We start from the raw sequence: 15,596 nt of genomic DNA, 5'->3' as shown, positions 1-15,596 counted from the left end.
CTATTATTTTGCGTTCTAGGATACTTCCACCTGGCCAACTCAACCCACCAGCCAGGCGGAGAATCAAATGTCTCAACCCCAGCCCCTCGCACCCCTAGCCCTCGGCATTGACGATGCAGCCATTGCTATCGGTGTCGCACGTTCTGCCCTGTACGCCATCGTTGCCCGCGGTGAAATCGAGAGTTTCAAGCTCGGTCGCCGCCGCCTGATCCTGGTCAAGAACCTGGACGCTTATATCAACCGCGTAGCCAAAGAGAACACACGGTGAGCGTCCGCATCATCGGGGGTGACCAGAAAATTTTGGGCACCCTGCAGCTCCCGGCCAGCACCCGCCTGGTCGATTTGGAGCTACTGCGCCGACTGGGCGCTTATCGAGTAGAGGTAATTGCAAATGCCTAAGAAACAGAACGCATTGGACGCCCGCGCCAAGCGGATCGCAGAGAAACACGGCTACCGGGCTGAGCGCTCAGAGATGCGCTACTCCGGTGACAACATGGGTGAGTTCATGCTGATCGAAGAAGCGACCAACCGCATTGAAGCTGGCCACCGCTACGACATGGGGGCCGAGCAGGTCATTGAATTTTTCGAAGGGGATGCAGCATGAATTTGCACGTAGCGAAAGGCGATGCCGAACTGATGATGGACGCCGGTATTTTCATGAGAACGATTGCCAGCTTGGTCAGTGACGATCTGTGCGAACAGGGCTGTGACGGGAAGCCGTTCCTAAGTGCGTACAAGCTTGAAGGTCTGATGAAGGGTTTGCAGTTTGCGGCTCACAGCCTGGAAGAGCGCAGCGAGTGGCTAAGTGGTGCGATGGAGAAGCACGAAGCAGCAGAAGAGGAGATGACCAAGGCAGCGCTGGAACGCCGCCAGGGTCGTGACGATCACCGGGAAAGCAATGTCAGGACAGAGTGTGGCACGCAGCGCGCAGCCTGACAATCCTCTGACCCCAAGCAAAAGATCGGCCGAAAATTTAGCCGATCTTTTGCGCCTGACTGCGAGCCGCTGAATGGAATGCCTAGCCACAAAACTACTTAGCCGTGGAGACACGGTGAGCATTGAGCTTGGGCAGCTCGCCATTCAACCGGCGAGCGGCAAGCCCGTACCGCCTGAGTGGATTAGTACCAACCGGGCCAGACTTTGCCGTGAGGCGCTTATGTCATTGGGCCTGGATGCTTTCGAGTACACAGACTATTCAACTGGCCACTATGGCAAAACCCGGAGCGCGGGCATCACGCTGCGCTTCGTCTCTCTAATGAATGGACAGTCTGTATACGCAGTGTTCAACGCCGATCTGACACGTCAACGGAACACCGCTAAGGCCAAGGCTGGCGCGCCACTCCCCAAGGGGCAATTCCGTATAGGAAAGCGCAGCCACTTCTACAAGTTCTGGATGGGCACTGGTTTGCCGTTCCCTCGGCGCCTATCAGCTATTCACGATTACATGGGGAAGCTGCGCAACGTCCTGCTGACCGGATCACTGGCTGGCGATCGTGTCGACGCCGGCAGTCTGGTGCCTGTCAGCCTGAGTGCCGAGCAATTCAGAAAGGCAGTTTTGCCGGACAACTCCCGGACAAGATCCGGACAACTCCCGGACAACATCCGGACAAATGTTCCGGACAAGGAAATGGCTATAGACCACGAACCACAAGGTCTACAGACGATTCCAACTACGTGTGCTTCAAACCACGAAAACAAGTTAATAAGAAAGGACGAATACAAGACCTTTCCTTACACCCCTATACCTACCCCTAAGACACCTCAAGACCAGAGTGTGGATGAGTGGCTGGACGCCTACGGTTCGGCCTGATCGTCCAGCCACTCACACGGCCAAACCGCTACCGGCTCAACTTTCCGCCCTACGCTGACTGACTTGCCGGAAATATTTCCGATATCTCCTACACCACCGAAATTCCGGGTATGTACCGTCAGGTCAAATCAGCGAAATTCGAGGTTTTGAAATACCCGGAAAACCGGTGATTTGCCGGTTTTGAAATATCGGAAAAACCGGCATTACCGACTCGCCAGATTTGGCTGGTCGGTGGTAACCCAACAAGAACCGGGTTGGTTACATATGGGATTTTCACAAATCTGGATTTGAGATCCGAAAACCGTCTCCTCAGTTTTGAGGAGTCCCCCGACTTGGCCAGGAGGGGAACACCTTAAGGGTTCGGTTTGAAATCGCCCCCTTAAGGATTTCAAATCCACTACCCGAAAAGTGCAGTGACTGCCTCTGCTTGAAACGGAAGCAAGTCCAAACTTTGAAACAGGGGGTTTCACCTTGAACACAATGAAACAGGGGGTTTCAGAGGATCAGCGAACCCGCATCCTCGATCTGCGCCGCCGTCACTCGTTCCGGGAAGTCTCCCAAATCACTGGGATACCCCTCGGCACGGTCAAGACCATCGTCAGCCGGTCGGGTGCCTTTCGCGACAATGAGTCCCACCGAGCCCTGTTCAGCCTGCCGCCGATTCAACTGAGCGCAGAAACGTGGCCAGCCGTGCAAGAGCTACCGCCGCAACAAAGAGTCACCGGGGATAGTGAGGTTGACGCCCTGCTGTGGCTGCGCGAAGTGATCGGCACCGGCCACCCTGGACACATCGAGGCGGCGATGGAAGCGGCCAAGCGCATCAAGACGCCGTTCAAGCAGCTTGAGGAACGCTACCGACACTGGCTCCAGGTCAAGCACCCAAACAACATGTTCGCGGCCCTGTCATCGTTCGACCTGGGCAACCTTGAGAGCTTCGCCAAGTCGTCAGTGGAGAAACTCCGAAGACAGACAGAGGCCAGGTCGCGTTTCGGTGACAGGATTTTCAGCCTGACCGATGCCGAGGTGTTCTGCGCCTCGGTGCTCGATGGGTTGAAGCCTGTTGACCACTTTGACCTAGACAAATCCGAGGTTGCTGCCAGGTTCAAGGCCAGGCCGGATCTGATGCCTAACACCCTGAGCGATTGCATCTACGAGCTGGAGTACTGGAGCGCCCTCTACTGGCTGCGCAATGCATGTGAACGCTACGCCGGTGATCCTGCCCCGGAAGCGTCGGCCCGCGACTGGTTTGTGTTTGAGTTGCTTGCGCAGATCCGGCCACGGCACAAGGACGAGGCCAAGTCCGTGATTCGATACCTTCACGTCAGCGGTCGTGCCGACCACCGCAAGGACTTCGAACACATCCTGGACAACCTGATCGGATGACCGTTCGTCAGAAAGCAGATAGGCCTATTCGTACCCTCAGACACTACCGTACACAAGTAGACAAAGCCTATGTCTGACCCATGACAAGCCCCTGTTTTCACAAATAAAACGGCCTATGGTGCCTGGATTTTTAGAAAACTGATCTTTCTCAGATCGGTTAGAAAACCCAACACATAAGGCCGCTCCCATGACTACCAAGAACATGACCATCCACCTGGACGAGGGCTGCATCCGCGACCTCAAGCAACTCAAGCGCCGCCTTGATGCCGAAGCCGGCGAGCATGCCCCGCTTTTCTCCCTCCCTGCCTTGGCCCGACACGCCATCCGCAAGTGGTGTGACCATGTCGCCGCCCCCATGCCTCGTCCCTTTGAGCAGCAGCACGCCAGCGACGATGACGTCATCAGCTCACATAAAAGTGACCCCGAATCACTTTTAGAAGAGTTGAGACCGGTCCAGCTTTGGACCATCGCTGAGGTTTGAACATGAGCACCTTGTACATCGCATTCACTGACGCCGAGATTCGCAAGCAAGCCACCGGCTCAGTTCGCCAGTTACGCGACCAGCGCTATCCCGAGCTACGTTTCCGTTATTCCACCACAGACCGCACCAAGGGCGCTTGGCACGTCGTGGTGCGCGGCAAGTGGGGCAAGGCCGGTAATTATCCGGGCATCAATGCCAAGCTGATGCAGACCACCTTGCCCGCCATTCTGGCCCGGCGCTCGGCTGACCCGGACGCCCCATCGACCACCACTCACTGGACCACCGTGGGCGATGTACTGGCCTGGTACAACGAGCGCATGAGTCGCGACCGCGGCTTGTCCGTCAAGCGCAAGGCCAGTGCGCAGTCGGCCTTACGTTGCCACCTAGTGCCACGTCTGCAAGCGCTGGAGCTGACCGGCCTCAACCGTGCCAGCCTCGACCGCCTGCTGATGTGGCCGATGCAGGAGCAGTACGAGCTGTCGTTCGTGCGTTCGGTGTATGGCGTGCTGGCCGTGGCGTTCCGCCAAGCCACGCGCCTGGCACTGCTGGGCGTCAATCCCATGGCCGACCTCAAGTACACCGACTTCGTACAAACCCGCATCAAGCCCAAGCCCGCCCGTTTGCGCGGTGACGATCTGCCGACGCTGCTGCTCGAACTGGGCGAACGGCTTGAGCAGGCGCCGCTGGAAGCCATGCTCGCACTGATGATGCTCTGTCACGGCACGCGCCTGGGTGAAACCCGGCAGGCCCGCTGGAAGAACCTCAACCTCACCACCGGGCAATGGTTCATTCCAGCGCCGGACACCAAGACCAAGACTGAGCACACGCTGCCCCTGACCGCGCAAGCCTGTGCCCTGATTGAGCGCTACCGCACACATCAACAGGCCAGTGGGTATCAAGGGCCGTTCCTGTTCCCCGGGCGAGCCGGTGCGGCGATCAGTGCCACGTTGGCCAGCACCCTGTTCAAGGCGATGGCCAAGGGTGAATGGTCGAGCCATGACCTGCGCAAGGTGGCCCGCACCCAGTGGATGGATCTGGGCATCGATTACCTGGTGGGCGAGATGTTGTTGAACCACGCCATGAAAGACCTCGATGCGACCTACATCCACACCACCGCCGAGGGCATGAAGCGCAAGGCGTTGGAGACGTGGCATGACCACCTCGACCAGCACGGGTTTAAGCCGTTGCACAGTGGGACATCTGCTAGACACCCGGTGGCGGCATCGCCCGTGCAGCCCGCTAACGGCACGGCCTCTGGCGCGTCCTTGTATCCATCCTACGGGAGGAGGCGGAACTCGCCAGCAACATGAAAGCGCAGCCCAAGCCGCTTAACGCGCCACCCAGCCATGAGGAAACATCGGCAGTTTTCGGCCTCGCCAGCCACCTATCACACACCACAACCCAATCGAATGACACAGGACAAAACACATGAACGACATCCAACCGCTGAAAGACAAACGGGCGCAACTGGTCATTGAAATGGAAGTCCTCAAAAGCGAACTACCGCCTTTTGAGGTTGCGCTTGAAAGTGCTGACGTCATCAACCAAGGCCGACAGAGCGACGTCCGGCATGAGATCAGCAGTCGAAAACTAAAGATCGACTCAATCGATCATCAGATTTTCCTACTGGATAGGACGCTGAACCGGCGGGAGACGCTGGCCAATCGCGGAAGCTTAATGGAGGACTACATTACCGACATGGCTAACTGGATGGCAGATGAGCTGGAGCTTAACGATAAACGGCAAAGCCTGAACACTCGCCTGGAGGAGGTTCGCCAGCAAACCCAGGAAGAGATGGCCAGCGCACGGCAGGCTGAGACTGAGGCGGCTACCGCTTATGCACAGGCCGTAGCCTGGGGGGACGTCGACGGCGAAAAAGCCGCCAGCGCCGCCGCTCAGAAAGCCGCAAAAAATCTCACCGCCGCCGCCGAACAACATCGCCGCCAGTTGCTAATCATCACCGCCTTGGAGCAAGAGTTGGCCCTCGTAGAGCGACACATCACTGAGGCGCAGGTAGAACACCAAAAAATTGAGGACACCGCCTTGCGGCTGGCCCACGACGCTCTGGAGGAGGAATGGAATAAAGCCGCTCAAGCGCTGCTAGATGTGGGAGGTAAGCTGTACGCCGCAGCTCGGCTGATAGGTCGCGACCCGCTGTCCTTCATGAATCTCGACATTCCCGAACAGGGTGAAAACTTCGGTAGCTGGAGGTGGGGCGACCTGGCGGACCGTAGCCGCGAGCATCGCACGCGCGATCTGATCTCGCTCTAACTGCCGACTCCTTGAGACAGCCTGCTTTTGCGGGCTGTTTCATTCCTCCTTACGGATCGAAGCCATGAACGCAACGACACAGACCAGCTCATCCATAGCCGACACACTAAAAGCGAGACAAGCCCGCTTAATCGGCCTACTCAAGATCGTGGATACCGGAATCGGAAAAAGCACAGCAATACAAACGCTCACCATTAACGCGATCAAGGCAGAAATGAGGTTAATAGATAACAAGCTGAAAAGTCGAAAATAAAACCAACGGAAGCTCGTTTAGCCAACATGCCTGCAGTCCAGTGGGCATCGGGGGCCGTTCCAGTTTCCTGGACGAGGCGGTGCGGCGATCAGTGCCGCGCTGGCCAGCACGGGCTTAAGCCGTTGCACAGTGGGACATCTGCTAGACACCCGGTGGCCGCATCGCCCGTGCAACCCGCTAACAGCCCGGCATCTAGCGATTCCTTGTATCCATCCCAATGGAGGAGGTTTTAAGACTCGGCCTCCGTAAACACAGCCCGCCGCCCCCTGACTATCGCCAGCGAAGAGTTCAGTACCTGTTTCATGACACGGTGTTCAGCTATTTCAGCGCGACACCACAGAGAAAGCCCGTTCATCGCGCCGTTTTTTTTTGCGTTTATGGACTACAGCCTGGGAGCAAGGGCGCTTTTCTTTTTGTCGATTAGATGAAAGTTAACAATCACAATCAGCGACATCACTGAGAAGACGGTAAGGCTCATCAAATTCATAAGCAGCAGCAAAACGTCAGGCCGAGTCATCGGTTCTGCGCTGGTTGCAAATTGAGTCACTTTGCCAACGCCAATTGCTACAAGGACTGCACAGGATAGGTAGACCCAGATCCTGTATGCCTTTTGCCCCAGTTTCGCCCAAAACTTCCGGAAGCGTTTTTTGTGATCTTCACTGGCTTGTATCCACATCAAGGCAAAGGCAGGAACTGCTACGAGTCCGGCTAATACGCCTGCGACACCAACTGCAAGGCTTACCAACTCAAAGCTTGTCATTGAATACTCCCTATAAAAACAGAATGTGCGAGTTATGAAATTCAGCAGTGGCAAGGTCCACGCGATACAACCCCATGAAGTCGTCGACGATTAATCAGAAAATCATATGACCAACGAGCAGCAAGCGCAGGCGGAGATGCCGATCTGGTTAGTGATCGTCCTGGCACTGGGCGGCGCTAATGTTGCCATCGGCCTTTACGAACGCTGGGCTGCCAAGCGGTTGGGCGTCTGCGAAGTTCCACCCGACGGTGGTCAGCCGAGGTGATGAATCGCATTGGGGCGCCGAAAACTGCCGGGGACCCTGGAGTTATCCGATGGACACGGGGTCGCAAACCCGCGAGAAAGCGTTAGCGGCACCCCTGCAAAGTTACTGAAATATGCCTTACTGAAATTTCAAAAATCAGGCTGAAAGGCCCGAGATAAAGCGTCTCGAGAGAAATTTCAGTAAGGATTTCAGTAAGAAAAATTTTCGGCGAAAAAATTCAGTAAGAAGAGACCTAAGGAAAAGGCGGCATCGGCGCCCACCAACCTATCAAAAAAGGCCTTCGCGGATCGTATTGGGGGGGCGCCCAGCTACTAGTTCACCCTGATCGAGGAAAGCGGTCGGTTGGTGCTGGCCGAGGTAAGCGGCGAACTCATCATCATGAATAGGGAACCGGCGGCATTACGACGGTTGTTTTAACGTTAAGGGAGACAGCATCTGGTTTTTAAAGACTGCTGAATATGATTGTCCGCCGACAATTTGGGCTCAATAGCGAGCCCCCCCTGTTGCTCATGAACCGGCGGAATGCATTACTGGTGTGTGTGTGGGCATAAAGGCATTCAATAAGCGTTATGGCTTTCTGCTGGAGTCCGGCATTAGCCTTCCGTAAGGAGAAGAGCGCTTGGTAGCTTAGTTTCTACGACGGAACCACGAGCAACGCGATTCAACGTTACTCGTGGACATAGGTTTTTAGATGAGTGCGTCGACATCCAGGTTGAAGGGAGATCCCACGACGCGCGCCCCCGTGATGGCCGCAATGGCCCGGTCATGGGTGTCAGCGGGTGGCGGAATCATCGCCCATTGTTCCTGTTTGATGTTCTCCGGGTGGGCTTTCCAGCGTGGCAGCATTTCTGCCTGCAACTCGGGCTTGCTGGTGAGAAGGCCGTAAACTTCGCTCTCGGCGACAGATGATGCACGCAAGCTGATCAGTCGATCACGGGTTATATTTAACCAGTAGAGTTCGTCAACAATAATGGCCCGCTCATTCTCGCCTCGGTAGTCGTATCCATCGCCATTCGACTCCGTCCTCAGCCTTTTTTGAAGTGCTTGTAATTGATCCGTCAAACGGTCTAGCGCGGCCTTAATTCCGTCGAATTCGCGATCAGTGATTAGTGGCCGTTTCATCTCCTGTGATTCTTGCCAGCGGCGTAGAGTGGCCCAGCAGTTAGGAATGTAGCTGGCAACCATCATGTGATTGTCACTATTCAGGATTTGATGGAGGAAATTTCCGCGAACAGGTAGTCCATCGGTTTCGCTCAACGCCTTGGCACACCCCTGATCGGTAATGGAGCTGCACATTGGGGTCCAGAGGACGGAAGATTCATGGCCATCCTCAAACTTCACCGGCATGAAATGACGTAATGTGCCGTGATGTTCATAAGAGCGCCCGGTAAAATTGACTAGCCCGGTCGCAACTGCAATCGTTCCCACAACCGGATTGATAAGTATTAGTGCCGCCTTCCCTGTGAGAATCAAAGGTTTGTCGGTGTTCATCCACGTCGCCGGGACACTCGGCACCGGATCGTTATGATTGACTGTGCGATGATGGACCAAGGCGGCCGCCCCCTCGACAAACGTCTTGTCGGCGGCACGCGGGGAGCCGTAGGTGTAGAGCAAAATGTCGTAATTAAACCCTTCCCGGCGCCGCAACATTTCAGACAACAGCAAGGTAATCGCCCCACCCAGGCTATGCCCGGTAATGACGATTTTTTGCCCGTTATGGAATTTCTCCAAGTAGTCGGTAACGAAACCCTGGATGGCCTTGGCTGCGCCATAAAAGCCGTTATGCACCTTGCCTACCCCTTCTTTGAAGGGCACCTGCTCGGCGTCTATGTCGCGAAGTATATCCGCGCCCTCGGCGGTGCCCCGAACAGCAATTAAAATCAGTTCGTCGTGATGTGTAATAAAGGCCTGGGTGTTCGTACCGCCTTCTCTCTGACTGTCGTCGAAGAAGTGGAGGTTGGCCGGATTTTCCTGTTTCTCACCCAATGCTGGATCGTTGACGAACGGATACAACTCTGGATCAAACGGCATAATTTCGAGGCGTTTGGAGTAAGGCACTTCCTCGTACAGCGGGTAATACGCCTTACCTCCGGCTTGAGTGGTGTCCACCTGCCAAAGCTCGGCAAAACACGGCAGCGCCTCACCAAACCAGTTACCACAGGCAGGTTGCGACGGAAAACCCACGCTGCTGGTCGTCACTGGCTGGGTCTCGGGACGTTGGCCAAACGGGCTATAGCTCAGCGTGGCCATCAGGGCCAACTGGTACAGGTTGAGCGCGCAGAACTCATTTGCCGTCGAGAGCGCAGGCCGCAAAGCCCGCAGCGGGCGCACCTCCAAGACATGGTGTCGATTCGACAGCAAGGCAATGCCCTTGGGCGCGCTCGGCGGTGGCGAAAAACCCAGCTCCGCCGTACCGGTATCGGTCGAGGTGATGGTCGCGCTCGTTGCCCCCTCAATGCCGCTCTGCATCTTTACCTGCGATTCAGCCTGATAAAGATTAAAAATATGGACGTTGGGCGGAAAATGACGTTCGACTGTCGGCGGCAAGTGCGCGTGAAAGGCCACCAGCTCACTGACTTCCACTTGCACAAACACCGCGCCTGCCACCTTGCCTTGTGCAGGATTGGCCAGCGTGCGCTGACCGGATTTATTGAAAAAACGCGTTTTTTCGGCGCGCACCTGGAGCTCGGTGATCGGCAGCGGGTAATGCGGCCTTTCTCGTAGAAACGTATAAGTCTTTTCTTTTCCCTTATAAGGCTCTACCAGTGTGAGCACTATCGGGCCGTTAAAATGATGCTCCACCTTACCGCTACCGCTGGCGTCGAGCTGACCGGTGTAGAACATGGCTTCGTAATCGGTGGCCTCAAAGATCAAACCGGCATAGGGCGTACCGTCCCCAAACTCATCCACCAGTTGAAAACTGGTCCAATGTTCGCGCAGTGGGCAAGCGTGAATCTTGTCGCTCATAAACGGCTTATGCTGCTCTTTTAGCGCAGACACACTCATGGGGTGACTTCCTTGTTCTCGGTACAGCCGGGATAAATGGTGCAGGTGTCACGTCCATCCGGCATGCGGAAGGTGCTGAAGTCGGTGTAATTGCCGTAGCAAAACGCATATTGGTCTGCAAAGTTGTCTCCCATGCAGCGTTTCCAGCCACCGGGCACCTGGACCCAGGTGTCACCTATGGCCGGTTTTTCCTCCTCGGCCAGCTTGATCTTCAGGCGCACGGTTTTGCCCGGTAGCTGATCCAGGGTGTACGCGGCAAACGGATGGCCCTTGCTGAGGTTGCCCTGGGCATCGGCGTTTTTGCAGTCGAGGATTTTTACAATGCGACGCAACCCGCCGACTGTGCGAAACAGCCACTGGCACTGGCCGGAAATCTGGCTTTCACCAGCCGCGTTGAACGTGCCTTTCGATAGCTCCAATGCCTCATTACGCACCGCAATCCATGCAGTATCGGAGCTGCGGTCCCCCCAGTCCTCACCATAGATCCCCGTGACCTTGATCTCCACTAGATGCAACGCCAGTGGGCAACCACTGACGGTGCGGTGCAGCACGATGTCAGCGGCGGGTTTGTATTCTTGGCCCTCCATATTAAAACCGAGCTGCGTATTTTTGCCGCCAGGGACGGTGCAGGTTTCCCCCTTGGCGGGAACATATGTTGCCAAGACCGAGAATTTGAAACTCGGCGGAAAATCGGGGGTAAAGGTAAAACTGTCGGACTTGCCAGTAGCTGCACACCCCACATTCAGGGCTAAACAACTGGTGAGAATCAGGTGTTGAATGGTGTGTTTCATACGTCGGCGTCTCCCTGCCAATACAGTACTTCCTGATAGACCCTTTCAAAGTGCGTCGTCGGCGTTTCGTTGGATTGAGGGACCCACGACTTGGGCTGGATGTAATTCGCAGCCTGCAAGTTGTGCATCAACAAAAAATGGAGTTGCTCAGGCTCCTGCCATTCCCAGGTGCGGGCCAAGTCGAGCTGGGCGCGTAGCCAACTATCAATGTCTCGCTGGCCCGCTAAATTGGCCACTGCGTCGGTGTGCTCGGATACCAGGTAACGGCGAACATTGTCGAACTGCACGCCGGCAGAAGTGGCCTCCGGCGTAGGAACGTTCAGCCATGCGGGGTCGACCGGCAACGGGTGCAAGCCGGGGTACAAATTGTCGGTGACTGTCCATTGTTCGGCCTGCCAGTAACAGACGCTGAACATTGGCCCCAGGAGGTCCGGGAGCTGCTGGGGTTGTAGATGTACCAGGGCACGACCCAATACACGATTATCGTGAAAGCGATAGAGCGCCTGATTCGGTCGCTCGCCGGTCACCAGGCGCTCACGCCAGTGCGTCGTTAACACTTCAAGGTCACCGTCATGAGCACTGGCTAGCCAACCCCAATGGCGCTCAGGCGTCTTGAGCAGAGCCTCGATGGCGGGATGTGCTAGTGACTCCACTTGAAACAAATAGGGTCCGGCGTTCGCCATAGGCTCCGCAGGCGTTCCGATGTAGAGGTTGCAGTACTGGTTGAATCCCAGCCCCTCTATCAGCGCATTGCGTTCATCCCGTTGGCCGACAGAGTCCAGCACCAAGTACAGGCTCCGCCCCATCTGAACTTGTTCCTGTTGCCATTGTTCAGGCGTATTCATGCGCTTTCTCCGATCGTGCATTGCCCATTGAGACACGCCTCACACAGAGGGCAGTAATCTGCAGCGCGTTGTTTGCTGGCAGCCATGACGGACAGCGAATTGGCGATGATCGCTTGTGGTGCGATTGCCAGTGCCTGTGCGGCCTGAAGCGGCGCTATACCTACTATGGGAGCACCGCCCTGGACGATGGGCACGCTGCTGAAAATTCCGCCGGGGGTGATGAGAATGTGCTGACCGCCCGCCTGGAGTGTCAGGCTCGCACCCGCGTTGATCACCACGTTCGCGGCAGTGACATGGGCGTGAGGGCCTGCCTGGATCACCAGCGTCCCGCCCGCCGTGGTGCTGCTGTTGCCGGTGATGGATATCAGCTCGTTAGCGCCGATCAGCGTGTTGCGCTGACCTTGTGTGGTATGCCGCTCGTCACCCTTGATCAGGCTGGAACTGTTCTTATCGACTTGTTCTGATCGGTCATTGCCAATCAGGCTGTGGCTGTCGCGGGTGATCTGTTCACGGCGGTCGTTACCAATCTTGGTGTCACTGTCGTTGAGGACCAATTGCTCGATATCGCGCTGGGCACGCAGGTAGATTTTTTCCTGCCCCGCCCGGTCTTCAATCGACAGTTCGTTGTAACCGCCACTGTGCGGCGAACTATGGCTGCGCATCACGGTTTTAGTTTGGTTCGCGGGCAAAGGGTACGGTACAGGCATGACCTTGTTAGGAACGCACCCTGTGATTAACGGGTGGTCAGGATTACCCTCCAGGTAGGTCACCACCACTTCCATGCCGATGCGCGGGATCGTCACCGCACCGAAGTTCTCACCTGCCCAACTGGAGGACACTCGCAGCCAGCAGCTGCTCTTGTCGCTGCCCAACTCGGCGCGATCCCAATGGAACTCGACCTTCACCCGCCCATATTCATCGCAGAAAATCTCCTCGCCGACAGGTCCCGTCACGCGTGCGGTCTGGCTTACGAGCAGAGAGGGGCGTGTGACCAGCGGCGGACGATAGAACACGTCCCACGGAATGGCGCTGAAGCTGTTGCGATACCCCTGGGTAAAACCGTCCTTGGGCTTCACGTCGCTGCTAATCACTTCTTCCAGCACCTGCGGCTGTTTGCCTTCGTGCTCGACGCTCAGCAGCAGCCACAAGTCGTTGCACGAACGACGGGGATGCTCGACCAACTTAAAAAAGTGTCCGCTGCGCAACGTGGGCTGATCGCTTTTTCCTTCGGCCAATTGGTAGTCGGCGCGGTGCCGTTCCAGAGCCTGGCGGGCCAGTTGCTTGCCACGCTGCTCGCTATTGATCAGCAGCGGCGAACGATAGTCCTCCAGCGCCGGCGTGAACTCGGCGGTGAACTGGCCTTCCAGCAACAGGCTCGGCCGTTGGAAGTCGTAATCGCGACGGGTGGCCTGACTGGTCCGTGTGCTGACGCGCTGGGAGAAATGCTTGACCACCGGATGATCGGCCACCTGACCGGAGCCTGGCCAATAGGGTGTATCGCCGAGCGTAGGGAACCAAGCTTGATCGTCGGTGAAGACCAGCTGATGTCCTTGCGCACTGTGCTGGTGGTGCCAGGCAATACCCTCTTCGCTGCACAGGCGCTGTACGAAGGTAAAATCGCTTTCCCCGTACTGCGTGCAGTACTCACGCTTAGGGCTGGGGCTGACGTTGAAAGTAAAAGCATCAGCCTGGATGCCGTGCCCCTCAAGGACCTGGGTGATAATTTGCGTGACGGTCAGTTGCTGAAAAATCCGTTGCTGGTGACTGAACTGCAAGTAATGCAGGGCCGGGACCAGGGTCAGGTGATACCGGGTCAGCCGCTTGCCCGCATCTCCGACCCAGACATCTTCGATACGCCCATGAAGGCCTTCGCCAAAGAGACCGAAGCCCAGAAACGCGGGTTGGCTGAGCAGGCTTTCCAGATCAAAATCCGGGGACTCGCTGACCAGTTCAATGTGGATCGCGTACAAGCTGCTGATGGCCTCAGTGCCCTTAAAGGCCAGTACCTTGAAATCGTGACGAACAGCAGGAATCAGTAGCGCGAAGTGCGCCGTATTGGCAGGAGCGAACATATCCGTGTCCTTTAGTTCGTCGCGCGGTTAGACGAACGCATCAGTGTTTGCCGTCTACCACGTCGATTTTTGTATGGTAGGTAGCATGTTGATGAGCGAGGGCAAAGCGAACACCGTTACTGAAACGAGCGCGCATAAAAGCCTGGGCTTGTTAAGTGCAAACAACGGCGCGCAATAGCACTTGTCGAGTGCCTTTACCCCCTCGCCACTTCCTAATTAATTATTTTCCCCGTCCGTTTGGCGGGTGCGGGTCACGATGAATGCTCGCCCCATGAAAATATCGCCCGTTTGCGCCAATCTTTCGACCGAGTGTGCCAGTAGCACCAGTGCAGAAGCTGCCGACGCTGTTACTCACTATGTGGTCAGTCGGGTGCCAGCAATATCTCCGGCCACCCTGACTGACGCCTCAAAATGCAGTCGTCCGATTTTCAGACCTCAAGGCGATGCCAGGGGGTGCAAATTTTTTGCAGACCCTTGGCAGGTGGCGGGAGTATTCCGGCGCACCTGGCCGCGTCAGCGCCTCACGCTTGGCAGACGGCAATGCGGATCAACGTAACGGCAACCGCTGGTGGCTTCACGGTGGGACATATACAAGACAAGAAAGCACAGCCGAAACGGGGGAGGCCATGCATCACGTGGCCTGTGGCGCGGCCTTGTATCCACCTCAGAGGAGGAGGCTTTAAGGTGAATCGTGGCGAACCAGCATCCTCGCCATGGGGCTAGTCCACTCAATGGCCGAGTGAGTGACCCGACTGAAGGCCTGGAGGGTGGCGCGTACTATGTCGTCGCGGGAACTCGCGAATCTGGTCGAGGCTCGCCACAACGATGTGGTCGCCACCATCGAACGCGTGTTCGCCAAAGGACTTTTACGATCTGGTCGTAAAACCCGGCGCGAAGCTACTGGCGGGCTGCCAGCCAGGCCTTCCCTCTTGATCGAAGGAAATAACCGTTTTCTTCATTCGTGCCCATTGGTGCCCCATTCGTGCCGGAGAAAGAACGAGGGCACGAATGGGAAAAAAGGGCACGAATGGAGAGAAAGGGCGCCAATGGGCGACAGCAAAGAGTCCGTGAGTGGCAGGCAGGGTCTAGCCAGATGATCCAGTTTTGGCTCATAGCCCAGATGTGAGCCATCGACTCCGCCGAAGATCGGCCAAAATTTTTGCCGATCTCCCGGCCCCCAAACTACGAAACTTTCGTCAAATGGTACTCCCGGCCCCTATCACGGCAGTCCCTCCCCTTAAAGTCGCCGGGGACCCTGGGGATTTTCGAAGGACACGGGGTCGCAAACCCGCGGGAAAGCGTTAGCCACACGGCTGGAAAGTTAGTTGACAGCGGTTGACAGGTTGACAAGAAATTCTTGGCTTTCAGCGACAGAGTTCGCGTGATCAAAACAGTGTTTTTTCAGTGAAGTCCCCAGGTTCTATTGGGTTGTAGGGCCTTTTTATGCCTGTTCAGATTCTCGAACAGCAGCTCCTGGACAATGGCCAGAAGGCTTGTCAACTAAGCCGGGTTAGTTGACAAGGTTGACAAGCCACGACGATGGAGGCCGCATGGCTTTTGTAACTCGCAAGGAGTACTGCGAGCTGAAGGGGTGGTCCAGGCAGTACGTTGGCAAGCTGGTCAAGAGTCAACGACTGGTTCTGAATGCTGCCGAGCAGA

At 56.4% G+C, this 15,596-nt stretch carries 14 protein-coding genes; 9 read left to right on the top strand and 5 right to left on the bottom strand.

Annotated elements, in window-relative coordinates:
- The first annotated feature begins 67 nt into the window (after positions 1-67).
- From C7534_RS04930 to C7534_RS04895, 8 genes are all read left to right on the top strand, one after another.
- A complete protein-coding gene (locus tag C7534_RS04930) occupies positions 68-268 on the top strand; it encodes a helix-turn-helix domain-containing protein (protein ID WP_109785157.1) in 201 nt (66 codons plus the stop codon).
- Positions 269-391: 123 nt separating this feature from the next.
- Positions 392-604 carry a hypothetical protein gene (locus C7534_RS04925; protein WP_109785156.1) on the top strand — a complete coding sequence of 71 codons (213 nt, stop codon included), beginning with the start codon at positions 392-394 and terminating at the stop codon, positions 602-604.
- The gene (locus tag C7534_RS04920; RefSeq protein WP_109785155.1) at positions 601-936 is read left to right on the top strand and encodes a hypothetical protein; all 336 of its coding nucleotides are present in this window, start codon (positions 601-603) and stop codon (positions 934-936) included. Before C7534_RS04925 ends, C7534_RS04920 begins: the two co-directional genes overlap by 4 nt.
- 115 nt (positions 937-1,051) lie before the next feature.
- Positions 1,052-1,810: a hypothetical protein gene (locus tag C7534_RS04915; RefSeq protein ID WP_256594749.1), complete on the top strand. Its 759-nt coding sequence runs from the start codon at positions 1,052-1,054 to the stop codon at positions 1,808-1,810.
- A gap of 480 nt (positions 1,811-2,290) precedes the next feature.
- Positions 2,291-3,193 (top strand): hypothetical protein, encoded by a 903-nt coding sequence (locus C7534_RS04910; RefSeq protein ID WP_109785153.1) that lies wholly within the window; start codon positions 2,291-2,293, stop codon positions 3,191-3,193.
- A gap of 187 nt (positions 3,194-3,380) precedes the next feature.
- A complete protein-coding gene (locus tag C7534_RS04905; RefSeq protein WP_177412219.1) occupies positions 3,381-3,674 on the top strand; it encodes a hypothetical protein in 294 nt (97 codons plus the stop codon).
- A 2-nt stretch (positions 3,675-3,676) separates the two neighbouring features.
- Positions 3,677-4,984 (top strand): tyrosine-type recombinase/integrase, encoded by a 1,308-nt coding sequence (locus tag C7534_RS04900; RefSeq protein ID WP_109785152.1) that lies wholly within the window; start codon positions 3,677-3,679, stop codon positions 4,982-4,984.
- Between the two features lie 118 nt (positions 4,985-5,102).
- Positions 5,103-5,945, top strand: a complete 843-nt coding sequence (locus tag C7534_RS04895) for a chromosome segregation protein SMC (protein ID WP_109785151.1) — start codon at positions 5,103-5,105, stop codon at positions 5,943-5,945.
- Between the two features lie 635 nt (positions 5,946-6,580).
- Here C7534_RS04895 and C7534_RS04885 read toward each other — a convergent pair.
- The gene (locus C7534_RS04885; RefSeq protein ID WP_109785149.1) at positions 6,581-6,958 is read right to left on the bottom strand and encodes a hypothetical protein; all 378 of its coding nucleotides are present in this window, start codon (positions 6,956-6,958) and stop codon (positions 6,581-6,583) included.
- A gap of 106 nt (positions 6,959-7,064) precedes the next feature.
- Between C7534_RS04885 and C7534_RS04880 the strand changes: the two genes are divergently transcribed.
- Complete coding sequence (locus tag C7534_RS04880) at positions 7,065-7,223, top strand: phage holin family protein (protein WP_109785148.1); 159 nt, start codon at positions 7,065-7,067, stop codon at positions 7,221-7,223.
- Positions 7,224-7,910: 687 nt separating this feature from the next.
- On the opposite strand, the gene C7534_RS04875 is transcribed toward C7534_RS04880, so the two are convergent.
- Genes C7534_RS04875 through C7534_RS04860 form a run of 4 tightly spaced genes read right to left on the bottom strand, consistent with a single transcriptional unit; the run spans position 7,911 to position 13,937 of the window.
- Positions 7,911-10,229: a lipase family protein gene (locus C7534_RS04875; protein WP_109785147.1), complete on the bottom strand. Its 2,319-nt coding sequence runs from the start codon at positions 10,227-10,229 to the stop codon at positions 7,911-7,913.
- A complete protein-coding gene (locus C7534_RS04870; RefSeq protein WP_109785146.1) occupies positions 10,226-11,020 on the bottom strand; it encodes a hypothetical protein in 795 nt (264 codons plus the stop codon). Before C7534_RS04870 ends, C7534_RS04875 begins: the two co-directional genes overlap by 4 nt.
- Positions 11,017-11,865, bottom strand: a complete 849-nt coding sequence (locus tag C7534_RS04865) for a DUF4123 domain-containing protein (RefSeq protein ID WP_109785145.1) — start codon at positions 11,863-11,865, stop codon at positions 11,017-11,019. Before C7534_RS04865 ends, C7534_RS04870 begins: the two co-directional genes overlap by 4 nt.
- Entirely contained in the window at positions 11,862-13,937 is a 2,076-nt protein-coding gene (locus C7534_RS04860) for a type VI secretion system Vgr family protein (RefSeq protein ID WP_109785144.1), read from the bottom strand. The genes C7534_RS04865 and C7534_RS04860 overlap by 4 nt, the downstream gene beginning before the upstream one ends.
- Positions 13,938-15,596: the final 1,659 nt, after the last annotated feature.

Source organism: Pseudomonas sp. OV226 (assembly GCF_003148705.1).
Classification (GTDB): Bacteria; Pseudomonadota; Gammaproteobacteria; order Pseudomonadales; family Pseudomonadaceae; genus Aquipseudomonas.
This window is presented reverse-complemented; position numbering and strand designations above follow the sequence as displayed.